The following is a 22,765-nucleotide window of genomic DNA, read 5'->3' as shown; positions in this document are numbered from 1 at the left end:
CGCCCCGTGCGGGCCTACTGCTCCAGGTCGGCCTCGGCGAGCAGGAGCGGGGCCGCCTCCGGCTCGCGCAGCGCGGCCGCGAGCAGGTGGCGGCGGTCCCACTGCTCGGCGCGCCAGCACAGGGCGCGGGCCAGGCCGTCGCTGGTGGAGGCGTGCACGACGCCGTCCCCCGCGTACCACTCCACCTCGACCCCGTCCACGACGAGCTCCGCGTGGTGCAGATAGGTACGGTCCGGCTGCTCCCCCTCGGGGTCCAGGAACAGGTCGGCGACCGCCGGCACCTGGCGCAGCGTGCCCCCCGCGGAGACCTCCCCGTCCACCGACTCGCTCGCCAGCTCCAGGTCCAGCACGTCGGCCAGCTCCTCCGGAGCGGCGGTCAGGATCAGCGGCCGCTCCGCGAACAGCGGGAGCAGGTCCGGGGAGTCCACCACCACGGCGTCCTCCGCGTCGGCCACCACGATCGCCCCGCCGAGTACGGCGCGCACCCGCGTGGGCGGGGTGACCAGGTCGGCGTCCACCCCCGCCAGCGCCGTCCAGATCCGCAGCAGCGCCGACCGGTCCACATGCCGCTCCGGGTCGGCCAGCCGGGCCAGCAGGTCGTCCGGGCCCTCCGGGTCCGCCAGCAGTTCGGCCAGGGTGGTGCGCACACCCAGCGCCCGGGCGAACTCCGGGTCGACGTCGGCGGGCGCCTCGTCGTAGAGCCCCGTCAGCGCGGCCTCGGCCTCGGCGGCGCGCAGCTCGTTCGGGGCGGCGCCGCCCACCAGCGCGCGGGTGCGCAGCCACCAGGCGGTGTAGGACGGCACGTCCGCCACCCGGCCGTCGGGCAGGAGCACCCGGGCCGGTTCGGTCACGGCCCCGCGCAGCGCGCCCCGGGAGAGCATCTCCAGGGCCTGCGGCCAGCGGTCGTCGGCCACGTAGTCGAGGTCGGCCACACAGACCAGTTCGGGGACCACCGGCGGCAGCTCGGGGTCGCCCACCCGCTCCAGGACCTCGTCGGCCCACTCGTCCAGGGCGTCGGGGGCCTCCTCGAACACGTCGAGGACGTCCTCGCCCAGGGCGGCCTCCTCGGCGCGCACCAGGGTGAACTCCCACAGCGCGCCGACCGCCCGCAGCACGTCGGTGCCGTACCGGTCCACCAGGTCGGCGTGCACGGTGCCGAAGGGGGCGTCGTCGGCCAGCACCTCTCCCAGCGGGGCCCCGGGGACGAGCAGCTCGGCGGCCACCGAGTAGCCGTCCTCGTCGTCGCGCAGCGCCAGCTCGGCCAGCCAGGGCAGGTCGGCCGCGGTGGTCCCGGAGGCGGCGACCAGTCCCAGCACGGCCTCGGCCAGCGGCTCGGGGTCGTCGGCGTCCAGGGAGCCGCGCACCGCCGCCTCGGTGCGCGCGTCGGCCAGCACCGCGGCCGGGCCCGCCTCCACCGCGCCCAGGCGCAGCAGCAGCGGGTGGACGGCCTCGGGGTGCACCAGCCGCACCCCCAGGGCGGCCAGGGCCTCGGCGTCGATCGGGACCGGTCCCTCCTGGGGCACCAGCAGGGACCGGGGGCCGCGCACCAGGCGACCGTCGGCCAGCGGCACGGGCAGCGCGCCCAGCTCGTCGGTGTCCGCCCCGGCGGCCAGCGCCGCGTACAGGCCCGCCCACCAGGACGGCGGCCGGTCGGTGTCGGCGAGCAGGTCGGCGATGTCGGCGGAGCCCAGGCGGTGGACGCGCAGCGCCGCCAGGGCGGGGTGGCGGGGGTTGAGGCGACCGGGCAGCAGCCCGGGGATCAGCTCGGCCAGGACCGCGGACAGCCCGGCTCCCCCGGTGTCCAGCAGCACCGCGTCGCGCGGGGCCACCGGCGCCCCGGTCTCGGTGGTCAGGAACGGGGTGGAGCGCAGGGGCTCGGCGACCCGGGCGCGGAACCCCGCGTCGACGTGCCCGCCGCCCACCCGGGTGCCGGGCACCAGGTCCAGGGCGGCCGCCGCGTCGAACCGGCGCAGCAGGGCGGCGTAGGCCTCGGCGGCCTCGGACAGCAGCAGGTCGGTGGCCGGCCCGGGCTGCACCGCGCGGCGGTCGCTGCCCAGGGGGAAGGTGCCGATGAGCACGGCGGGCAGGTCCAGCCCGGTGTCGGTGGGGGTGGGCGCGTGCACCACCGGCTCCACGTCCGGCGGCAGCGGGGCCACGCCGCCGCCGTCGTCCACGGGCACCGCCCAGGTGAGCGACCACGCGGTGCGGCCGCGCTCCTCGGTGGGCCGGTCGGCGAGCAGGGCCGGGTCGAACTCCCCGGTGCGGGTGAGGGTGTGCCAGCGGGTGGTGCGGGTGCCCTCGGCGTCGCGCAGGGTCGTGACCGGGTCCCCGCCGCTCGCCTGGCGGGTGGCGACGCGCTCGGCGCCGTCGACCAGGACACGGATCTCGGCCAGGCCGGGCAGGGCTAGCAGCAGGGCCTCGCCGGTCCCGGACAGCAGGTCGCGCACCCGTTCCCGGGCGGTGTCGTCGCGCAGCTCCAGCGAGACGACGGTGTCGTAGTCCCGGGTGTCCGCCGCGCCTCCGGCGGCCGCGTCGGCGGCGAAGGGCAGGCGCAGCATGGGCACGTGCCCGCTGCGGCGCTCGATCTCGGCGGCCAGACCGTCGGGGCCGGTCCCGGCCAGCAGCTCGGCCACGGCCGCGCGGGCCAGGTCGGCGCTGAAGCGGACGGCGGCGCCGGCCGAGGTCACGGTGACGTCGTCGCTGAGGGCGGCCACGGCGGAGAACCCCACCCCGAACCGGCCGACGGAGTCGTCCCCGCCGCGTTTGGTGGAGGCCCGCAGGGTCGCCAGCGACTCCACGCCCTCCGCGGTGAGCGGGGCCCCGGTGTTGGCGGCGACGAGGCGGCGGCCCTCCAGTGACAGCAGCAGCCGGCCGGGGACGCCCGCGCGGCGGGCGGCGTCGGCGGCGTTCTGGGCCAGTTCGACCACGACCCGGTCCCGGTACCCGCCGAGGGCGAAGTCCTCCTCGGCGTTGGCGTCCTCGCGGAACCGGGCGGGGGCGTCCGCCCACGCCGCGAGTACGCGGCGGCGCAGTTCGGCGGTGTCGTAGGGGTCGATCCCGGTGGCGAGCGGCTCGGCCATTGACGGTCCCTCCTGGCTGCCGGCACGGCCCGGCACGATGCACATCAGACCCTAGCCCACCCTTCGCCGGGCGGGTGTCGGGACGTGCCCGGGCCGGGCCGTCAGGAGTCGGAGGAGACCAGTTCCAGCTCCGCGGTGTCGTCGAAGACGATGTGGTCGTAGCCGACCTCGTCGACGACGGGGGCGACCGGCTCGTTGCGCGACTGCGGCATGCGGACCTCGGAGTGGGCGCCGCAGCCGTGGTCCAGGGAGACCACGCGGCCGTCGTCGGGCGCGAACCCGTTGGTGCACACACCGAACATCTGGCGCAGCTCCCCGGCGAGCGGGGTCATGAAGCCGCAGGTGATGCAGCGGGCGGGCGCGGCCTCGGCGATCGGCGCGCGGGGCCCGGCCTCGCCGTTGTACCAGCGCTCGGCGGCCTGCTCGCGGCCGGTCTCGGAGAGCACGTGCTTGCGGCCCAGGCCCAGCTCCCAGACCATCTGCCGGTCCACGCCCTCCTCGTCCAGCTCGCTGTCGGCGACCTGGGCGTAGCCGGGCACGAGGCGCTCGTCGTCCTCGTCGGTGGGCAGCAGGTCGCCGGGGCCGAGGTCGCCGGGGAGCAGCCGCTCCTTCCAGGGCACCCACTCGGGTGCGACGAGGGCCCCCTCGCCGGGGAGCAGCACGACCTCGTTGACCGTGACCTCCTTGGCGCGCGATGCGCGGACCACGGTGACGGCGTAGGTCCAGCCGGGGTACGCCGGGTCGAGGCAGGTGAAGTAGTGGGTGATCAGACGGGTGTCCTCGACCTGGGGAGCGAGGTGCTCACCCACCCACTCGGGTCGCCCGACCTCGGCGGCCACCGAGCGGGCCAGGTCCACCGCCTCGATACACGCCTTGTCGGGTACAGGAGAACGTCGAGAAGGGCTCACGTCCCCCATTCTCACTGATCCACGGCACCGATTTGACCACAACGCGGGTCAAGGTTCGTCCGATACACCCTCTTGGTGGGCCCTTGGGAACGCGGAGCGGCCCCGGCCGGAGGGCCGGGGCCGCTGCGCACCGGGGGATCAGGCCTCCAGGTCGTCGGCGACGACCCGCAGCACGGCCGCGACACGGGCGGCCTCGCGGCGGTCGGGGTGGCGGTCGCGCCGGTACCCGTTGGAGAGTCCTTCGAGCAGCTTGATGAGGTCCTCGGTGATGACCACCATCTCCTCGGGCTTCTTGCGCCGGGCCTTGACCACCGAGTGCTGGGCGTCCAGCAGCTTGACCTGGAGCGCCTGGGCGCCCTTGCGTCCTTCGGCCACCCCGAACTCGACCCGCTGGCCGGGGCGCAGCGCTTCGGTGCCGGGGGGCAGTGCGGTGGAATGGACGAAGACCTCTCCACCGTCGTCGCGTGTGAGAAAACCGAAACCCTTGCCGCCGTCGTACCACTTGACCTTGCCGGTGGGCACGTAGGACCTCATGCTTTCACTCGTTGCCGTCAGCCTGAATGCCAGGCTAATGCCCGGTGGTGACGGAAGGCGAGGGAAAAAACCGCCCCCGGCGCACGGAACGAGGCCCGGATGCGGCTCATCCGGGCCTCGTGTGTTCCGGCGGCCCCTCCCCGCGGGTGCGGAGTACGGGACGGGACTCGGCGGAGATGCCGGGCCGCCGGGAACGTGGTGTGGAGACCGGGCTGGACGCCGGGCCGACTCACCGACATGGCCGCCGCCGAAGCGAGAACGGCGGTGTACACCCTTGGGTACCCGAGATCACATGCCGGAACGCGCGGTAACGGGCCGACCGGAAAAGGTTATTCCCCTGCTTTTGCCTACCGATGACCGGCGGGCCCCGCGGAGGCGCGCTGCCGTTCGGCCACCCGCGCCGACCGGGCGGTCCGCGGGTAGAGGTAGGCGACCGACACGAGGGAGGCCAGGCCCAGCCCGATCACGCCGTAGTCGGCCAGGGAGTGCTGGACGTACTGGTCCACGAAGTCGGCCTCTCCGCTCCACAGCGCCATGCCCGCCAGGCAGCCCAGCAGCGGCACCAGCACCGCGAGCCACTTGTCCTTCGCGCTCCACACCCGGCTGAGCACCACGAACGCGACACCGAGCACCCACAGGAAGGACAGCCCCCAGCCCCAGGGCACGGTGGCCAGCAGCAGGGCCAGGGCGGCCATCTCGGCGGGGTGGTGGCGCAGGCACAGCACCAGCCCGCGCAGCGCGCCGGCCTCGCGTCCGGCCCCGCCCCGGCGGCCGCCGCGCTCCAGCCGCATCTCGGTGCGGCCGGGCCCCTCCAGCAGGCCCATGATCCCGCGGCTGGGGCCGCCCCGCCAGGGCGGCGGCGGCCGGTCGGCGTGCCGGGGCCGGGGCGGGATGAGCTCCTCGTCCTCGATGTCGAGGTCGCGGCCGGCGAGCTCCCGTTCCACCAGGTCCCCGGGGGACCCCAGGCTCAGCAGGATGTCGCGGACGGCGTCCACGCCGTCGTCGGGGGCCGCGGCCCGGCGCGCGTCGATCCGGGCGCGCACGGAGGTGAGGTAGGCGGTCCTTTCCCTGGCGGTCAGCCGACCGTGCAGGACCAAGCCGACCTCGGACAGATAGTCGAGTACCAATTGTTCCGAGCGCTGGGTCATGCCCCCATAGTGACGGAGGATGACCTGCCTTTTAAGCCCCCTTTCCTATTTCGGTCGTCTGATTCGGACCGTATACGGCCTGTCACGCGGAAACGGGCGCGTTCCCGGGGGCGCGGGGGGAGTCCGTGACCGGGGTTCCCCGGGGCGTGCCCGTGACCGCTCCCGTCCCCTCCCGGACCGGCCCGCGGAACCGGGACGCTTCTCTCGTCCCCGGGTCTCCCACCTCGTCACAGGTATCGCCTAGCGTTGACGGTGATGACCGAGAACGCACCTCCCGACCTGCACGGACCGGACACGGGGACCGCCGGGCCGGGCCGCCCCCCGACCTTCACCTCCTGGCTGCGCGAGCGTTCCGACGAGGAGCTCGCCGCCCTGCTGTCCGCCCGCCCCGACCTGGGCCGCCCCGTCCCCGACGGCATCGGCTCGCTGGCCGCCCGGGCCACCACCCGCAACACCGTCCTGCGGGCCCTGGAGGGGCTGGACTCCTTCACCCTCCAAGTCCTGGAGGCCGTCGTCGCCCTGGGCGACGACCGGATGTCCGAGCCCGTGGGCGTCACCGCCGCCGGGCTCACCGCCGCGCTGGAGCCCGCCGGTGACGGCGGGGAGGTCCGGGAAGCCGTCGCGGCCGCCCTGGACGGCCTGCTGCGCTCGGCGCTGGTCTGGCCCGACCGGGACCGGCTGCGCCCCGTCCAGGTGCTGCGCGACCTGCTGCCGGCCCCGGCGCGGCTGGGCCCGCCCGCCCGGGTGCTGCTGGCCGCGCTGCCGCACGGCCGCCTCAAGCGGCTGGCCGGGGACCTGGCCCCCGACTCCTCCGCGTCCGCGCCGGTCGAGGCGCTGGCCCGCCTGCTGTCCGACCCCGCCGGGCTCGACACCCTGCTGTCCCAGGTCGGCGAACAGGCCCGCCGCCTGCTGGACGGGATGACCTGGGGTCCGCCGCACGGCACCGTCACCGACGCCCGCCGCGACGTCGGGCTGGCCGACGCCGGGTCGCCGGTGGAGGAGCTGCTGGCCCGCGCCCTGCTGCTGCCCAGCGGCGACGACACGCTCACGCTGCCCCGGGAGGTGGGGGCGCACCTGCGCTCGGGGACGCTGTTCCGCGAGGTCGCGGCCGCTCCCCCGGAGTTCGCGGGCACGGCCCACGACCCCGAGGGGGTGACCCGGTTCGCCGCCGGGCAGGCGTTCACGGTGCTGCGCGCCGTCGAGGAGCTGCTGGAGTCCTGGTCCGGCGAGCCGGCCGCGGTGCTGCGCAACGGCGGCCTGGGCGTGCGGGACCTGCGCCGGGCCGCGCGCACCATGGACACCGACGACACCACCGCCGCGCTGCTCGTCGAGGTCGCCCACGCCGCCGGGCTGCTGGGCGCCGACGACCGCGTGGAGGGCGAGTGGCTGCCCACCCGCGAGTACGACCTGTGGCGGGAGAGCCCGCCCGAGCGCCGCTGGCTGCGCCTGGCGCAGGCGTGGCTGGACACCGACCGGGTGCCCGCGCTGAGCGGCTCCCGGGACTCCGGCGGGCGGGTGCGCAACGTGCTCGGCCCCGGGCTGGCCCGCCCCGCGGCCCCGCAGGCCCGCCGCGACCTGCTCGCCGAGCTGGCCACCGCCGAGCCCGGGTTCTCCCCGGCGGCGGGGTCGCTGTCGGCGCGCCTCTCCTGGCGGCGGCCGCGCCGCCGCTCGCCCGTGTACACCGAGCTGGTGGAGACCGCCGGGGCGGAGGCCGCCGCGCTGGGGTTCACCGGCCGGGGCGCTCTGGCCGGGTACGTCCGCCCGCTGCTGGAGGGCGACCCCGAGGCGGCCGCCGGGCTGCTGGCCGGGTACCTGCCCCGGCCCCTGGACCACGTCCTGGTGCAGGGCGACCTCACCGCCGTCGCCCCCGGCCCGCTGGTCGCCGAGCTGGCCCGGGAGCTGGCGCTGGTCGCGGACGTGGAGTCCACCGGCGGCGCCACCGTGTACCGGTTCACCGAGGACTCGGTGCGGCGCGGGCTGGACGCCGGACGCGGCATCGCCGACATCCTCACCCTGCTGGAACGCCATTCGCGCACCCCCCTGCCGCAGGCGCTTCGGTACCTGGTGTCCGACGTGGGGCGGCGGCACGGACGGCTGCGCGCCGGCACGGCCTCCTCCTACCTGCGCTGTGACGAGCCCGCCCTGCTGGACGAGGTCATGGGCGACCGGCGCACCGAGGCGCTGGGGCTGGTGCGGCTGGCGCCGACCGTGGTGGCCGCCGGGGTGGGCCGGGCGGCGCTGGTGGACGGGCTGCGCAGGCTCGGCCACCACCCCGTCGCCGAGGGCGGGGACGGGGCCATGCGGCTCTCCCGCCCCGAGGCGCGCCGCGCCGAGCCCGTGGAGGTCCCGCCCGAGCCGCCGTCCGCCGCCCCCGACGCCGAGCGGCTGCGCGACATCGTGCGGGCGGTGCGGGCCGGCGACCAGGCCGCCATCGCGGCCCGCCGCGCGGTCCCCCTGCCCGAGGACGGCCCGCCCGGCTCCCGGGCGGCGGCGGTGCTGGAGGCGCTGTCCGGGGCCGCCGCGGCCGGGCGGCGCCTGTGGATCGGCTACACCGACACCGACGGCCGCCAGGGCGGCCGGATCATCGGCCCCTCGTCGGTCGACGGCGGGTTCGTCACCGCCCACGACGAGACCCGGGGCGCGGTGCAGCGTTTCGCGGTCCACCGGATCACCGCCGTGGCCGAGCTGGAGGAGGACGATCGGGGCGGCACGCCGTAGGCTGGGACGCGGTTGCCAGTCGGCCCTCGGACAAGCGAGAGACACCCCCATGAGCAATGCGTCCCTGCCCCCCGGAGCCTCGTCCCCCCGTGAGCACGGCCGCGACGACGGGCACGACGGCGGGCGCGGCCGGGCTGCGGACCCCGCTCCGGCGCGCGGGGAGGGGGGCGCGCCCGGCCCGTCCGCCTCCGGCGCGGCGAACAGCTCCACGATGGCGCTGATCCTGCACGCGTTCACGCTGCTGTGCTGCGGCAACTGGATCTTCGGCGTCGCGGGCATCGTGTTCGCGATCCGGGCCGCCCACGCCCGCGACCGCGGGCTGCCCGGCCGGGCCGAGATGCTCACCCGGTACTCCTGGTACTGCCTGGGGGCGGCCGGGGTGATGCTGTTCGTCATGCTGGTGCTGACCTTCGTGGTGTTCACGCAGAGCGGGTCGTGGATCCAGGGCATCGTGCCGGTGACCAACTACTGACCCACTACTGACCCGGCTCCGAGCCGGGACCGCACCGTGGCCGCGGGGCGGGGAACCTCCGCCGGGTCCCCCGCGTCCCACCGGGTACGGGCGGGTACACCTGTGGTCGGGAGGGCCGAGGGCCCGCGGGAGGGGGAGCGCATGCCGGGGAGATCCGGGGGTCCCAGGGATTTCTGGGAGCGGGAGCAGGGCGGGGCCCTGCGCCCGGCCGCCCCCGTGCGCGCCGCCGCACCGGCGGCGCCCGCCGCGTACGCCCCTCCCCCCGTCCACCCGGCCGCCGCCCCGGCCCCGACGGGCCCGCCCGCCCGGGTGGGCGGCACGGTCGCCGCCCTGGTGGTGGCGGTCCTGTCACTGGCCCCGCCGCTGCTGGGCGCCTACCTGGGCCTGTGGTTCCTGCTCCTGGGCGCCAACATCCCGGGGATCGCCCTCGCCATCGTGGCGCTGACCAAGGTCCCCGACGCGCCCGAGGTCGAGCGGTACCTGCGGTACACCTGGGCCTGCAACCTGGCCTACGGCCTGCTGGGCGTGCCCGTGATCATCGTCGTCCTGTTCGTTTTCGTGATGGCCCTGACCCTCGGCTACTGAGCCGGTCCCGCCGCCACGGCCCCTCCCCCTCGAAGGATCTCCCCATGAGCGACAACCCGTACGACCCCTACAAGGACGCGACCGGGGGCTACTCGGCCCCCGGCCACGACCCCTACGGCCGGCCCTCCGGCCACTACGGCGGCGGCCCCTACGGCCCGGCGCCCGGCTACGGCTACACGCCTCCGCCGCCCAGGCCCGAGCACGAGGGCCGGGCCATCACGGCGCTGATCCTGTCGTGCGTCCAGCTGGTCCTGTGCTGCGGCGTCACCGCGATCCCCGGCATCGTGTTCGGCGCCCTGGCCCTCGGCGAGAAGTACGACCCCGAGCGCGGGGAGCGGCTGACCAAGAACGCCTGGCTCTCGGTGTGGATCAACTTCGGGATCCTCGGCGTCATCATCGTGGGCTACATCGCCCTCGTGGTGTTCGCCATCGCCTCGTCGGCCTGACCCGGGCATGATCGGGGCCCCCGGGGTGTTGCACCTGGGGCCGCCCCCTCCCGACGCCCGCCTCCCGACGGAAGGTTCCGTGTGTCCTGCCTGATCGTCCAGTCCGACAAGACCCTCCTGCTCGAGGTCGACCACGAGTCCGCGGACGAGTGCCGCCGCACCATCGCCCCCTTCGCGGAGCTGGAGCGCGCCCCCGAGCACGTGCACACCTACCGGATCACCCCGCTGGCGCTGTGGAACGCGCGCGCCGCGGGGCACGACGCCGAGCAGGTCGTGGACGCCCTGATCCGCTTCTCGAAGTTCCCCGTGCCGCACTCGCTGCTGGTGGACATCGCCGAGACCATGGACCGCTACGGACGGCTGCGGCTGGAGGGCGACCCGGTGCACGGGCTCGTCCTGCGCTCCTCCGACCGGCCGGTGCTGGAGGAGGTGGTCCGCTCCAAGCGGCTCAGGGGCATGCTGGGCGAGCGGCTCGGCGACGACTCCGTGGCGGTGCACCCCAGCGAGCGCGGCAACCTCAAGCAGGCGCTGCTCAAGATCGGCTGGCCCGCCGAGGACGCGGCCGGGTACGTCGACGGCGAGGCGCACAGGATCGACCTGGTCCAGGACGGCTGGGAGCTGCGCGACTACCAGCGCGCCGCCGCCGAGGGCTTCCACGCGGGCGGTTCGGGCGTGGTGGTCCTGCCCTGCGGGGCGGGCAAGACCGTGGTGGGCGCCGCCGCGATGGCGATGACCGGCGCGACCACGCTCATCCTGGTCACCAACACCGTGTCGGTGCACCAGTGGAAGGCCGAGCTGCTGCGGCGGACCACGCTCACCGAGGACGAGATCGGCGAGTACTCGGGCACCCGCAAGGAGATCCGGCCGGTCACCATCGCGACCTACCAGGTCATGGCGGCCAAGCGGAAGGGCGTGTACACGCACCTGGAGCTGTTCGACGCCCGCGACTGGGGCCTGGTGGTCTACGACGAGGTGCACCTGCTGCCCGCGCCGATCTTCCGGATGACCGCGGACCTCCAGGCCCGGCGGCGGCTGGGGCTGACCGCGACGCTGGTGCGCGAGGACGGCCGCGAGGGCGACGTGTTCTCCCTCATCGGGCCCAAGCGGTACGACGCCCCGTGGAAGGACATGGAGAACCAGGGCTGGATCGCCCCGGCGGACTGCGTCGAGGTGCGGGTGGACCTGTCGGAGTCCGAGCGGTTGGCGTACGCGACGGCCGAGCCGGAGGACCGCTACCGGTTCTGCGCGTCCTCCGAGGCCAAGACGGCGGTGGTGCGGGAGCTGGTGGAGCGGCACGCCGACGGGCAGGTGCTCGTGATCGGCTCCTACATCGACCAGCTGGACGAACTGGGCGAGGCGCTGGGCGCCCCGGTGATCAAGGGCGAGACCCGCACCGCGGAGCGGGAGCGGCTGTTCGCCGCGTTCCGGTCCGGGGAGCTGCGGACCCTGGTGGTATCCAAGGTCGCCAACTTCTCGATCGACCTGCCCGAGGCCGGTGTGGCGATCCAGGTGTCGGGGTCGTTCGGGTCCCGACAGGAGGAGGCGCAGCGGCTGGGCCGGGTGCTGCGGCCCAAGTCCGACGGCCGGTCGGCGCGGTTCTACGCGGTGATCGCGCGCGACACCCTGGACCAGGACTACGCCGCGCACCGGCAGCGGTTCCTGGCCGAGCAGGGGTACGCCTACCGGATCACCGACGCCGCCGACATCCTGGCCGGCGGCGAGGTCTGAGGGGGCGGGGCGGCCCGGGTCCGGAGCCCGTTCCCGGGTGCTCCCCCGCACCGCGGGGGTCCGCGCGGTGTCGGCCGTCCCCCGGGGACGCCGACGGGAGCGGGCCGTCTGCAGAGGGCGGCGGCGGGCCGGAGCGGGGGTCCGCCCGGCGAGGGCGTGTCCGGTGGATCATTCCGCCCCGCGCCCCGGGCCGCCCGGGGCCCGTCGTCCTGCGGGGGATCCGCCGGACCGCGCGGGGGCGTCCGCCGAGCACCCCTAGAAGGAGGGCAGGCCGCCGATGACGTAGGTCCCGGCGGCGATGGCCCAGGCGATGAGGGAGTAGGTCAGGGTCCGGGTGCGCAGCGCGCGGTCGTCGCGCACCCCCGGGGCGGCGAAGGCGGCGACCAGCAGGGCCAGGCCGAGCAGTGCGGGGATCGCGGAGGCCAGCGAGAAGAGCTGGGTCTGGGCGGCACAGGCGGTGTAGCCGGAGGTGCCGGGATCACCACAGAACACGTCGTACCCCGATCGGATCGTTCAGTGCGGACGGGACACCCCGACCGTACCGTTTCGGCGGAGACCCCAGACCGGTCCATGCCGACCGTATCCGGGGTGCGCGGTTTTCGTGATCTGGACCACCGCCCCTCTTTACACGAACCCGCTTCGTGTCCAATCATGGGCGGGAGAGAGCCCCCCGGCACCCCCTCGGAGGTCCACCCGTGTCCGACCGCACCGGCTTCCACTCCCTGAGCAACGGCGGCCTGAACTGGGAATCGCTGCCCCTGAAGCTGTTCGTCAAGGGCAACGCCAGGTTCTGGGACCCCGCCTCCATCGACCTGAGCAGGGACGCCGAGGACTGGAAGACCATCGGCGAGGCCGCTCAGAAGCGCATCCTGCGGCTGTGCGCGTTCTTCGCCGCGGGCGAGGAGGCCGTCACCGAGGACCTCCAGCCGTTCCTGCGCGCGATGGCCGCCGAGGGGCGGCTGGGCGACGAGATGTACCTGACCCAGTTCGCGTTCGAGGAGGCCAAGCACGTCCAGGCGTTCCGGCTGTGGCTGGACGCCGTCGGCGTGTACGACGACCTGCACGGGTACGTGGAGGAGAACCCGGGCTACCGGGCGCTGTTCTACGAGGAGCTGCCCTCCTCCCTGGAGGCGCTGCTGGACGACCCGAGCCCGCGCAACCAGGTGCGCGCCTCGGTCACCTACAACCACATCGTCGAGGGCTCCCTGGCGCTCACCGGGTACTACGCCTGGAACCACATCTGCACCGTGCGCGACATCTTCCCCGGGATGCGGGAGATCGTGCGCCGGATCGGCGACGACGAGCGCCGCCACATGGCGTGGGGGACGTTCACCTGCCGCCGACACGTGGCCGCCGACGACTCCAACTGGGCGGTGGTGAGCGAGCGCCTGGAGGAGCTGCTGCCGCACGTGATGTCCACCGTCGAGCGGGGCGAGAGCGCCTCGGAGGCCACCCCCGAGAGCGCGAGGTACGAGCTGCCCCCGGGCGAGCTGGTGCGCTACGCCTCCGACCGGGCGCTGCGCCGCCTGGGCGCCATCGAGTCCGCCCGCGGCGTGCCCGTGGCGCGGATCGACCTGGACGCCTCCCCCGAACGCCTGGAGGAGGAGTTCGGCGAGGAGGACCGGGCGGCGATGGAGAGGCTGTGAGGGCGGGGGCCCGGCCCCGCGGTCAGCGCCCCTCCAGCAGCACCAGGTCGATGGCGATGCCCGAGGCGACCACCATGGTGCGCAGCGGTTCGGGCAGCGCCGGGTAGCGGTGGTGCAGGGCGTAGGAGTCGGCCGAGGTGAACAGCTCGCCCAGGTCGGGGACGCGCCGGTCCACCCGGGCCACCTCGTGGCCGCCGGTGTCGTTGATCCGGAAGTCGCGGGCGAGGAAGTCGCCCTCGATCGACCCCAGCGGCCGCTTCCACGGGTCCAGCAGGCCGAACTTCGCCTTGAAGAAGGCCACGTCCTGCTCGATGCTGCCGACCGGCCGCCCGTCCGGCCACTGCACGGTGGTCGTGGCGGTCATCCACGACCACTGCTTCTCGATGACCAGGCGCGGGCCGCGGCCGTCGTGGACGACGACCCGGCGGTTGGAGGAGACCCCGTAGGACGCGGCCAGGTGGCGGGCGATCCGCCTGCCGGTGTCCAGGCCCTCCTCCCGGACGTGCGCGAGCCGCCGGCCGTGCCCGTCGAAGCAGTGGTATTCGGACTCGTCGACGAGGAAGCGTTTCGGCTGCCTCACCAGCAGGGGGTTCGCGGAGAAGAAGTCCATGCGGGCACTTTAGGGCGTACGTTCCGGTCCCGCCCGGGCCGGGCGGGACCGGAACCGGTCAATCCCCCGCCGGGCCCCCGAACGCGGCGGCGTTGTCCCGCGCCCACTCGGCGAAGGCGCGCGGGGCGCGGCCGAGCACCCGCTCCACGTCGGGGCTCACCCTCCGCTCGTCCTGCGAGGGCTCGCCCAGGATGGCGAGCGTGCCGTCGGCGACCACCTCGGGCATGAACTCCAGCAGCGCCGCCCGGGCCTCCTCCCGGGTCTGCTCCACGAAGCGCACCGGTGCGCCGACGGCGTCCGCGATGGCCCCGGCCCGCTCGCGCGGGGTCACCGCCGCCGGGCCGGTCAGCTCCAGGGCCCGCCCGGAGTGGGCGCCGTCCCGCAGCACCCGGGCCGCCACCTCGGCGATGTCCACCGGGTCGACGACCGGCAGTCCCACGTCCCCGAACGGGGAGCGGACCTCGCGGCGCTCGCGGACCGGGCCCGCCCAGGCGAAGGCGTTGGAGGCGAACCCGCCCGGCCGCAGGACCGTCCATTCCAGGCCCGAGCCCCGCACCGCCTCCTCGAACACCCTGAGGTGGTCGTGTGAGGGCGAGTCCGGACGGGTCCGGGCGGCCTGGGAGGACTGGAGGACCACCCGGCCGATCCCCGCCCCGGCCGCCGCCTTGAGGATCCGGTCGGGGTCGAGGCCCTCCCCGGCCCCCGAGACCAGCAGGTACAGCGCGTCGGCGCCCTCCAGGGCCGGGGCCAGCCCCTCCGGGTCGGCCAGGTCGGCCGACAGGTACCGCGCGCCCGCCACCCGGTCGGCGCCGGGGAGGCGGCGGGCCACCGCCGTCACCTGCTCGCCCTCACGGACCAGCGCCCGGACCAGCGGACGGCCGACGTTCCCGGTGGCTCCCGTCACAACGATCACGATGTGTCCCCCTCGTTCCGCGGCGGCCGGCCGGAGGCTCCGGCGCAAGTGCGCCGCCGCGGTCGAAGACCATCGTGGTCGCCTAACCGGTCATCTCCTGACCGGTTTCCGGAGGAGAATCGAGGACATGAGAGCCGATCGCCTGGTGGCGACCCTTCTGTTCCTCCAGGAGCGCGGGCGGGTGACCTCCGCCGAGGTGGCCGCCGAACTGGAGGTGTCCGAGCGCACCGCGCGCCGTGACCTGGAGGCGCTCATGGCCGCCGGCGTCCCCGTGTACTCGCGGCAGGGCCGGGGCGGCGGCTGGACGCTGGTCGGCGGGGCCCGGACGAACCTGACCGGGCTGACCGCCGAGGAGATCCGCTCCCTGTTCGTGCTGCTGGGGCCGGTGTCGGACACGCCGCGGATGCGCACGGCGCTGCGCAAGCTGGTCCGGGCGCTGCCCTCGACGCTGCGGACGGACGCCAAGGCCGCGTCCCGGGTGGGCCTGGACGACGGCACGGACTGGGCGCGCGCCGCGGAGGGCGGTCCGCACCTGGCCGACCTGGAGCGGGCGGTGCTGGACCGGGCCCGGCTGCGGCTGGGATACGCCTCCCCGGGCGGGGCGGCGCGCGTGCGCGCGGTGGACCCGCTGGGGCTCGTGTCCAAGGCGGGCGCCCGCTACCTCGTCGCCGGCACCGAAGGGGGGCTGCGCACCTTCCGGGTCTCCCGCGTCACCTCGGTCGAGCGGACCGGGGAGGTCTTCGAGCCCCCCGCCGGGTTCGACCTCGCCGCCGCCTGGCGCGGGCTGGCCGGGCCGATGGAGGAGCGCATGGCGGCGGCGACCGTCCGGGGCCGGGCCGCGCCGGGGACGGCCGCCCTGCTGGACCGGCTCCTCGGCGGCCGGCTGCGCCTGGGAGGGCGCGACGGCGACGGCTGGACGCGGTTCGAGGCCGACGGCCCCTCGCCCGAGGTGGTGGCGGCGCAGCTGGCCGGACTGGGCTCCCGGGTGGAGGTCCTGGCCCCGGAGGCGGCCCGGCGGCGGCTCGCGGAGCTGGCCGCGGAGCTCGCCGGGCTCTACGGGGCTCCCTGAGGCACCGGGTCCTCCTCGTGCCAGAGCTCGCGGCGGCCGCGCTGCGCCTCCAGGGCGATCCGTCCGAAGGGCTCCGCGCGCCAGTCGCCGCCGGCGTCCAGGTGGTTGGCGTAGAGGACCTCTCCCTCGCGGGAGAGGACGTAGAGGGAGTCCACGAGCCGGTGGGTCTCCAGGAACTCGACCGTGTTGGGCACGCCCTGGTAGAAGCGGTCGTGCAGGTGCTCGGGCAGCCAGCGGCCGAACCCCTGCTGTTCGCGGGAGCGGCGGTAGCGGTCCGCGATCGCGAACCCGCTGGCGGAGGCGTGGACGGCCAGGAACGCGACCTCCACCCGGTAGCCGGCCCCGCGGAAGCCCCGCACCCATTCGGCCGCCCAGTCGGCGCGCCCCAGCGGGTGGCTGCACAGCACGTCCGCCCGGCCGGAGCGGATGTGCTCCATGGCGGGGGCGTGCAGCACCCCGACCTGCGCGGCGACCGCGTGCGAGGCCGCCCGGTCGTCGCGGCGCATCGCCCTCTCGTAGTCCGGGGACAGCCGCATCAGGTCGTCGCCGTCGTAGCTCACGGTGCCCTCGGGCAGCACCGGCAGCAGCAGCCGCTGGAGGGTGGACTTGCCCGAGCCCGGCTGGCCGCCGAACAGCAGCAGCCGCGGGTGCTCGCGCGCCTTCCCGGTGAGGCGGTCGCGCAGCCCCAGGTCGAAGAGGTCGGCGGCGTCGGCACCGGAGAGCGGGCGCACCTCGTCGCCGGTGTCCGGGACGGGGACGGCGCGCAGCCCGGCCAGGGTCCGGGCGAGCTCGTCGGCGGTGCGTTCGAGCTCGTCCGGGGAGAGGAAGGGCAGCCGGGCCTCCCGTGCCAGCAGGTCGGCGGCCCGGTCGCGCAGGCCCCGGGCCGTGCAGGCGCCGATGGCGGCGCTGAACAGGTTGTAGACGCGTTCCCGGGCCAGCCGCCGGTCCGCGGTCTGCGGGGGGACGCCTCCCGTGGGGCTCTCCGCGAGGAGGGGAGAGGCCGTGGAGGCCGGGCGGGGCTCCGCGGCCGGGGCGGCCGCCCCGGGTTCGAGCGCCCCGGGGGCCGGGGTCGTGTCCGTCGCCATGTCGTCACCCTTCCGGGGCCCGTGGCGGCCCCGCTACCGCTGACACAGGGTGATCGTAGTGCGTTCCCGCGGAGCCGGTGGGCGGTTTCGGCGGCCGGTACCGGACGCCGTGCGGCCCCGGGAGGCCCGTGCGCCTCAGGGGACGCACGGGTCCCGGGAACCTCACAGACCCGTGTCCTCGGGATCCGTGTCCTCAGGGGGCCGCGGGCCGGGCGGCGGGGGGTGTCCGCCCGGACCGCGGGATCAGGCCGCCGAGCAGGTCACCTCGGGCACCGTGTTGGCGCCCGTGCGGGCCCCGGTGAACCCGAACTCGGCGGTGGCGCCCTGCCCGAGGGCGCCTCCCCACTCCGGGTTCAGCGCGGTGACCGCGCCCCCGGAGGAGGTCACCCGGGCGTTCCATGCCTGGGTGACGGTCTGGCCGTCGGCGAACTCCCACTCGACCCGCCAGCCGTCCACCGGCACGTGCGCGGTGACGGTGACGGTCGCCTGGAAACCGCTGCCCCAGTCGTTGTCGACGCGGTAGGCGGCGGTGCAGTCGCCGTCGGCGGGCGGCTCGGAGGGCTCGCCCGAGGGCACCTCGGTCGGCCCCTCGGTGGGCTCCTCCGAGGGCTCTCCGGCGTTGAGGGCCATCTCGTAGGCGAGGTCGGGGACGAACGACCCGGCGGGCCCGGCGCAGCCGTCGGCCTCGCCGGGGAGCTTGACCCACAGGAACGCGTCGATGGCCGGGTCGCCGGTGTCCGTGGTGCTCGGCGTGCCCAGTGCGCGCCCCCGCGGGTCGCACCACTCGTCGTCGGGGGAGGGACCGTTGCCGTTGCGGCTGGTGTCGATCACGGCGCCCAGCCCCGGCACCCCGGTGGCGGCGATGACGGACCTGGCGAAGGCGACCTCGTCCTCGGTGCGCCGGTAGTTGGAGGTGTTGGTGGAGATCCCGTCCGCGCTGCCGGCGACGTCGGCCCCGTTGAGCAGCTCGGCGGCCCGGGACGGGGTGAGCCAGTCCGAGTGGCCGATGTCGAAGTAGACCCGGGCCTGGGAGGACCCGGCCTTGAGCGCCCTGCCGGCGTAGGCCATGGAGTCCAGCAGCGCCTGCGTGTCCTCCGGCTCGCTGCACCCGCTCACCAGGGGCAGGGCGTCGGGTTCGAGGATGATGTAGGCGGGACGGCCGCCGAGCCCGGCGGCGACCTCGTCCACCCACTGGCGGTACGCCTCGTGGGAGGGCGCCCCGCCTCCGCTGTGGTTGCCGCAGTCGCGGCCCGGGATGTTGTAGACGACCATGATGGGCACCTGGCCCACCGCGTCGGCGGCGCCGACCAGCGCGTCCACCTCGCCGCGGACGGTCGCGGGGTTGTGCCGGGTGAACCAGGTCCCCTGGGCGACCGAGGCGATGCGCTCCTCGATGACGGCGGCCCGGGGGTCGGAGGGGTTGTCGGCCGCCCAGCGGGCGGCGGAGGTGTCGGGGTTGACGTAGAAGCCGGTGTCGGCGGCGGCCGGGGCGACGGTTCCGGCCGCGGCGAACGCGACCGCGGCGGCCAGGACCGCGACGGATCCGGCCGCGGCGCCCAGCGCCGCGCGCAAGCGGGTTGTGCGGGACATGTGTGTTCCTCGGACGGCTCGTTCTTCGGATGGTCCCCACCACCTGGGAGCGCTCCCAGTCCGGACGTAACGTAACCCGGGGCCACCGCGCCCGCACAGGGGGGCAACGGCGGCGTTTCCCAATGGTTACCTCGGGCCGCCCCGGAGCCCGCCCGCCGGGCGACCCGCGGCCGCGGCCCCCCGTCCCGTTCCGGCCCGCGCCGCACCGCCGGGCCCCGGTCCGCCTACCCTGGGACCCATGTCCGCCTCCACCACACCGCCCGCCGTCATCGACGCCCTGGCCTGGGTCCACGTCCGCGACGGCCGGGTCCTGTGCGTCCGCTCCCGCGGGCGCGACGTCCTCTACTCCCCCGGCGGCAAGCGCGAGCCCGGGGAGACCGACGAGCAGGCCGTGGCCCGCGAGGCCCGCGAGGAGGTCGGCGTCACCCTCGTCCCCGACACCTTCCGCCTCGTCACCGTCGTCGACGAGGTCGCCCACGACCAGGCGCCCGGCACCCGTGTGCGGATGGCCTGCTACGCCGCCGACCACGAGGGCGAGCCGCGCCCCAGCGCCGAGGTCTCCGAGATCGCCTGGGTCGGCCACGCCGACCGGGGCCGCTGCGCACCCGCGACCCAGCGCCTGATCGAGCGGCTGCACGCCGCCGGGGCGGTGCGCTGAGCAGCGCGTTCGCCGCCGAAAAATGAGTGGCCCCGGCGTCGGGCTCGTGATTACAGTCCGTGTGTGCGAGATCTACCCCAGCCTCCGGGCGAACCCGACCACCGCTCCGCCGACCGCTTCCTCCTGTGGATGGCGCGGAAGGAGTGGCGGCCGCTGCTGTGGGCGGGAGTCCTCGCGAGCGCGTACAGCGCCGGTTCCGTCCTGCTGTCCGCCGTCATCGGCGCGGCACTGGACTCCGGGCTGGACACCCGGTCGGTGCTGTACTGGACCGGGGTCCTGGCCGCCGTCATCGTCGCCTGCACCGTGTTCATCCCGCTGGCGCACCGGGCCGAATGCTTCAACTGGTACGCCTCGGCCTACCGCACCGTGCAGGTCATCTGCTCGCGGGCGGCCGACCTGGGCCCCACCCTGACGCGGCGGCTGCCCTCCGGCGAGGTCATCGCGGTGGGCACCGAGGACATCGAGCAGATCGGCGACTTCTGGGAGCGGTCGGCGATGCTCGTCGCCTCCCTTGTGTCCATGGTGGTCGTGGCCGCCCTCATGCTCACCTCCCACCTGACCTTCGGGCTCATCGTGCTGGTCGCGGTCCCGCTCATCATGCTCGGCATCGCCCCGGTGCTGCGCCCCCTGGCCAGGCGGCAGGAACACCAGCGCACCCGCAAGGCGGAGCTCACCACCCAGGCCTCCGACCTGGTCGCGGGGCTGCGCGTGCTGCGCGGCGTGGGCGGCGAGCGCACCGTCGGCGAGCGCTACCGGGAGGAGTCCCAGGAGGTGCGGGCCGCCGGGGTGCGGGTGGGCTGGATGGACGCCGCCCTCCAGGCCCTGCGCGAGCTGTACCCGGGACTGCTGCTGGTCGGGATCGTCTGGTACGGCGCGCGCCTGGCCCTGAACGGGGAGCTCACCGTCGGACAGCTGGTGGCGTTCTACGGGTTCACCACCAACCTGGCGGTGGCCGTCCGCCACCTGATGCAGAGCGTGACCCTGTACATCTCCGCGCGGGTCGCCGCCGGGCGGGTGGCCCGGGTGCTGTCCCTGGCCCACGACCACCCCGACCCGGAGTCGCCCGCCCAGGCGCCGACCGGCCCCTGCGGCCTGCACGACCCGGCCAGCGGGGTGCGCGTCCCGGCCGGGCTGCTCACCGCCGTGGTGTGCGCGGACACCGCGGACGCCACCGCGATCTCCGCCCGCCTGGGCCGCTACGCCGAGGGCGGGCACCTGGTGGAGGAGGCCACCGGCCGCTCGGTCCCGCTGTCCGACCTGCCGCTGCGCGAGGTGCGCCGCCGCGTCCTGGTCGCCGCCAACGACGCCCACCTGTTCTCCGGGCCGCTGCGCGACGAGCTTTCGCCCGACGGCGGCCTGTCCGAGGAGCGGCTGGCCGAGGTGGTGCGGGTCGCCGCCGCCGAGGACGTGGTCCGCCAGTCCCCGGACGGGTGGGACGCCCTGCTCACCGAGCGCGGCCGCGAGTACTCCGGCGGCCAGCAGCAGCGGCTGCGGCTGGCCCGGGCGCTTGCCCACGACCCCGACGTCCTGGTCCTGGTGGAGCCGGCCTCCGCCGTGGACGCCCACTCCGAGGCCGCCATCGGCGCCCGGCTTGCGGCCGAGCGCTCGGGCCGCACCACGGTGCTGGTCACCACCAGCCCGCTGCTGCTGGACCGCACCGACCACGTGCGGTTCGTCAGCGGCGGCCGGGTGGCCGCCGAGGGCACGCACCACGACCTGCTGGCGTCCGAGCCCGGTTACGCCGCCACCGTTCTGCGCACCGTGCTGGAGGAACAGCCGTGACCACGACCGATGAACGCCGGGGCCTGCTACCGGTCGCCCCGTCCCCGATGGTGTGGAACCGGCTGTCCGGCCTGCTGCGCAGCCACGGCGGCGTCCTGGCAGCGGTGGTCGGCCTGTACGGGCTGGCCGCGCTGGCGGCGCTGGCCCCGCCGTGGATGCTGGGGCGGATCATCGACGCGGTGCGCGCGTCGGCGGCCCCGGAGCGGATCGACACGATGGCGGTCATCGTGGTCGGCGCCCTGGTCTGCCACGCCGTGCTCACCCTGGTATCGGTGGCGCTGTCCATCCGGTTCGGCGAGGCGGTCCTGGCCGAGCTGCGCGAGGGCTTCGTTCGGGCCGTGCTGCGCCTGCCGCTGGGCACCGTGGAGCGCGCGGGCAGCGGCGACCTGATGGCGCGCACCGGCCGCGACGTCGGCCACCTCAGCCACACGGTCCGCCACTCGATCCCGGTGATGGTGGTGAGCGGGGTGACGGTGGTCGTCATCTTCGGCGCGCTCACCGTGCTGCACCCCGTGCTGCTGCTCGCGTGGCTGCCGTCGGCGGTGATCGTCTGGCTGTCCACCCGCTGGTACGCCCGCCGCGCTCCGGGCGGCTACCTGCGCGAACTGGACACCTACTCCGAGCTCACCCAGGGGGTGACCGACACCGTCGAGGGCGCGCACACCCTGGAGGCGCTGGGCCGCCAGGACCGCCAGCGGCGGCGCACCGACGAGCGGATCGGCCGCGCCTACCTGGCCGAGCGGTACACGCTGTGGCTGCGCACCGTGTGGTACCCGACCCTGGAGTTCTCCTACCTGCTGCCGACCGCGGTGACGTTCCTGGCCGCGGCGTACCTGCACGCCCAGGGGGAGCTGACGGTCGGGCAGATCGCCACGGCGGTGTTCCTGACCGTGCAGGTGGTGCGGCCGGTGGACCTGCTCATCGACCAGGTGGACAGCCTGATGATGGGGTTCACGAGCCTGCGCCGCCTGATCGGCGTGGAAATGGTCGAGGACCCCGCCGGGAGGACCCCGTCCGACGCCCCGGGGACGCCGGGCACCGTGGAGATCTCCGGGCTGCGCTTCGGCTACACCGGCACCGAGGTCCTGCACGGGGTCGACCTGTCCCTGGCCCCGGGCGAGCGGCTGGCCGTGGTGGGCCCCAGCGGGGCGGGCAAGTCCACGCTGGGCAAGCTCATCGCGGGCATCCACACGCCCACCTCCGGTGCCGTCCGGGTGGGCGGCGAGGACCTGACGGGGCTCGCCCCGCAGGACCGCCGGGAGAAGGCGATCCTGCTCAGCCAGGAGAGCCACGTGTTCCGCGGGACCGTCGCCGAGAACCTGGCGCTGGCCCTGGACCGCGACGAGGTCGACCGCGACGCCCTGTGGCGGGCGCTGGCCGCGGTGGACGCCGACGACTGGGTGCGCTCCCTGCCCGACGGCCTGGACACCAGGGTCGGCTCGGGGCACCTGGCCCTGGACCCGGCCCACGTGCAGCAGCTGGCCCTGGCCCGTGTGGTGCTCGCCGACCCGGAGGTGCTGGTGCTGGACGAGGCGACCTCGCTGATGGACCCGGGCTCGGCCCGCCACCTGGAGCGCTCCCTGGCGGGTGTGCTCGCGGGGCGCACGGTGGTCGCGATCGCCCACCGCCTCCACACCGCCCACGACGCCGACCGCGTCGCGGTGGTCGAGGACGGCCGCATCTCCGAGCTGGGCTCCCACGACGAACTGCTCGCCGCCGGGGGCTCCTACTCCGCCCTCTGGCACGCCTGGCACGGCGACTCCTGACCCGGCCCGGCCCCCGGGAACGACGGC

19 protein-coding genes are annotated in these 22,765 nt (G+C 75.5%); 10 read left to right on the top strand and 9 right to left on the bottom strand.

Annotated elements, in window-relative coordinates; all coding sequences use genetic code 11:
* Positions 1-14: 14 nt before the first annotated feature.
* The 4 genes from K1J57_RS13105 to K1J57_RS13090 form a co-directional block, all read right to left on the bottom strand.
* A complete protein-coding gene (locus K1J57_RS13105; RefSeq protein WP_220564707.1) occupies positions 15-3,080 on the bottom strand; it encodes a sacsin N-terminal ATP-binding-like domain-containing protein in 3,066 nt (1,021 codons plus the stop codon).
* 101 nt (positions 3,081-3,181) lie between these two features.
* A complete protein-coding gene (locus K1J57_RS13100) occupies positions 3,182-3,937 on the bottom strand; it encodes a DUF3027 domain-containing protein (protein WP_220564706.1) in 756 nt (251 codons plus the stop codon).
* Between the two features lie 189 nt (positions 3,938-4,126).
* A complete protein-coding gene (locus K1J57_RS13095) occupies positions 4,127-4,510 on the bottom strand; it encodes a cold-shock protein (protein ID WP_220565502.1) in 384 nt (127 codons plus the stop codon).
* Positions 4,511-4,869: 359 nt separating this feature from the next.
* Entirely contained in the window at positions 4,870-5,670 is an 801-nt protein-coding gene (locus tag K1J57_RS13090) for a hypothetical protein (protein WP_220564705.1), read from the bottom strand.
* Positions 5,671-5,925: 255 nt separating this feature from the next.
* Here K1J57_RS13090 and K1J57_RS13085 point away from each other — a divergent pair, with 255 nt between their 5' ends.
* The 5 genes from K1J57_RS13085 to K1J57_RS13065 all read left to right on the top strand — a co-directional run bounded on the left by K1J57_RS13085 (position 5,926) and on the right by K1J57_RS13065 (position 11,619).
* A complete protein-coding gene (locus K1J57_RS13085) occupies positions 5,926-8,388 on the top strand; it encodes a helicase-associated domain-containing protein (RefSeq protein ID WP_220564704.1) in 2,463 nt (820 codons plus the stop codon).
* A gap of 49 nt (positions 8,389-8,437) precedes the next feature.
* Positions 8,438-8,860 (top strand): hypothetical protein, encoded by a 423-nt coding sequence (locus K1J57_RS13080; protein ID WP_220564703.1) that lies wholly within the window; start codon positions 8,438-8,440, stop codon positions 8,858-8,860.
* A 141-nt stretch (positions 8,861-9,001) separates the two neighbouring features.
* Positions 9,002-9,445: a hypothetical protein gene (locus K1J57_RS34145; RefSeq protein WP_338151203.1), complete on the top strand. Its 444-nt coding sequence runs from the start codon at positions 9,002-9,004 to the stop codon at positions 9,443-9,445.
* Positions 9,446-9,489: 44 nt separating this feature from the next.
* Entirely contained in the window at positions 9,490-9,891 is a 402-nt protein-coding gene (locus tag K1J57_RS13070) for a DUF4190 domain-containing protein (RefSeq protein ID WP_220564702.1), read from the top strand.
* A gap of 81 nt (positions 9,892-9,972) precedes the next feature.
* Positions 9,973-11,619 carry a DNA repair helicase XPB gene (locus K1J57_RS13065; RefSeq protein WP_220564701.1) on the top strand — a complete coding sequence of 549 codons (1,647 nt, stop codon included), beginning with the start codon at positions 9,973-9,975 and terminating at the stop codon, positions 11,617-11,619.
* A 255-nt stretch (positions 11,620-11,874) separates the two neighbouring features.
* On the opposite strand, the gene K1J57_RS13060 is transcribed toward K1J57_RS13065, so the two are convergent.
* The gene (locus K1J57_RS13060) at positions 11,875-12,111 is read right to left on the bottom strand and encodes a hypothetical protein (protein WP_220564700.1); all 237 of its coding nucleotides are present in this window, start codon (positions 12,109-12,111) and stop codon (positions 11,875-11,877) included.
* Between the two features lie 203 nt (positions 12,112-12,314).
* On the opposite strand from K1J57_RS13060, the gene K1J57_RS13055 reads away from it, so the two are divergent.
* Complete coding sequence (locus K1J57_RS13055; protein ID WP_220564699.1) at positions 12,315-13,265, top strand: R2-like ligand-binding oxidase; 951 nt, start codon at positions 12,315-12,317, stop codon at positions 13,263-13,265.
* A 22-nt stretch (positions 13,266-13,287) separates the two neighbouring features.
* On the opposite strand, the gene K1J57_RS13050 is transcribed toward K1J57_RS13055, so the two are convergent.
* Both K1J57_RS13050 and K1J57_RS13045 read right to left on the bottom strand, forming a co-directional pair.
* On the bottom strand, positions 13,288-13,875 hold the full coding sequence (locus K1J57_RS13050; protein WP_220564698.1) for a phospholipid scramblase-related protein: 588 nt from the start codon (positions 13,873-13,875) through the stop codon (positions 13,288-13,290).
* A 58-nt stretch (positions 13,876-13,933) separates the two neighbouring features.
* Entirely contained in the window at positions 13,934-14,788 is an 855-nt protein-coding gene (locus K1J57_RS13045) for an NAD(P)H-binding protein (RefSeq protein ID WP_220564697.1), read from the bottom strand.
* Positions 14,789-14,915: 127 nt separating this feature from the next.
* On the opposite strand from K1J57_RS13045, the gene K1J57_RS13040 reads away from it, so the two are divergent.
* On the top strand, positions 14,916-15,857 hold the full coding sequence (locus tag K1J57_RS13040; protein WP_220564696.1) for a YafY family protein: 942 nt from the start codon (positions 14,916-14,918) through the stop codon (positions 15,855-15,857).
* On the opposite strand, the gene K1J57_RS13035 is transcribed toward K1J57_RS13040, so the two are convergent.
* Positions 15,842-16,942: a zeta toxin family protein gene (locus tag K1J57_RS13035; protein ID WP_220564695.1), complete on the bottom strand. Its 1,101-nt coding sequence runs from the start codon at positions 16,940-16,942 to the stop codon at positions 15,842-15,844. The genes K1J57_RS13040 and K1J57_RS13035 overlap by 16 nt on opposite strands.
* A 243-nt stretch (positions 16,943-17,185) precedes the next feature.
* Entirely contained in the window at positions 17,186-18,532 is a 1,347-nt protein-coding gene (locus K1J57_RS13030) for a glycoside hydrolase family 6 protein (protein WP_220564694.1), read from the bottom strand.
* A gap of 238 nt (positions 18,533-18,770) precedes the next feature.
* On the opposite strand from K1J57_RS13030, the gene K1J57_RS13025 reads away from it, so the two are divergent.
* The 3 genes from K1J57_RS13025 (at position 18,771) to K1J57_RS13015 (ending at position 22,738) form a co-directional block, all read left to right on the top strand.
* Positions 18,771-19,190, top strand: coding sequence for an NUDIX domain-containing protein (locus K1J57_RS13025; RefSeq protein ID WP_220564693.1), 420 nt, complete (start codon positions 18,771-18,773; stop codon positions 19,188-19,190).
* 63 nt (positions 19,191-19,253) lie between these two features.
* A complete protein-coding gene (locus tag K1J57_RS13020) occupies positions 19,254-20,972 on the top strand; it encodes an ABC transporter ATP-binding protein (protein ID WP_220564692.1) in 1,719 nt (572 codons plus the stop codon).
* A 47-nt stretch (positions 20,973-21,019) separates the two neighbouring features.
* Positions 21,020-22,738, top strand: a complete 1,719-nt coding sequence (locus K1J57_RS13015) for an ABC transporter ATP-binding protein (RefSeq protein ID WP_220565500.1) — start codon at positions 21,020-21,022, stop codon at positions 22,736-22,738.
* The last annotated feature ends 27 nt before the right edge of the window (positions 22,739-22,765 follow it).

This window comes from Nocardiopsis sp. MT53 (assembly GCF_019598965.1).
Lineage (GTDB): Bacteria > Actinomycetota > Actinomycetes > Streptosporangiales > Streptosporangiaceae > Nocardiopsis > Nocardiopsis changdeensis.
The sequence above is the reverse complement of the archived record's forward strand: the minus strand, read 5'-3'. Positions and strand labels throughout refer to the sequence as shown.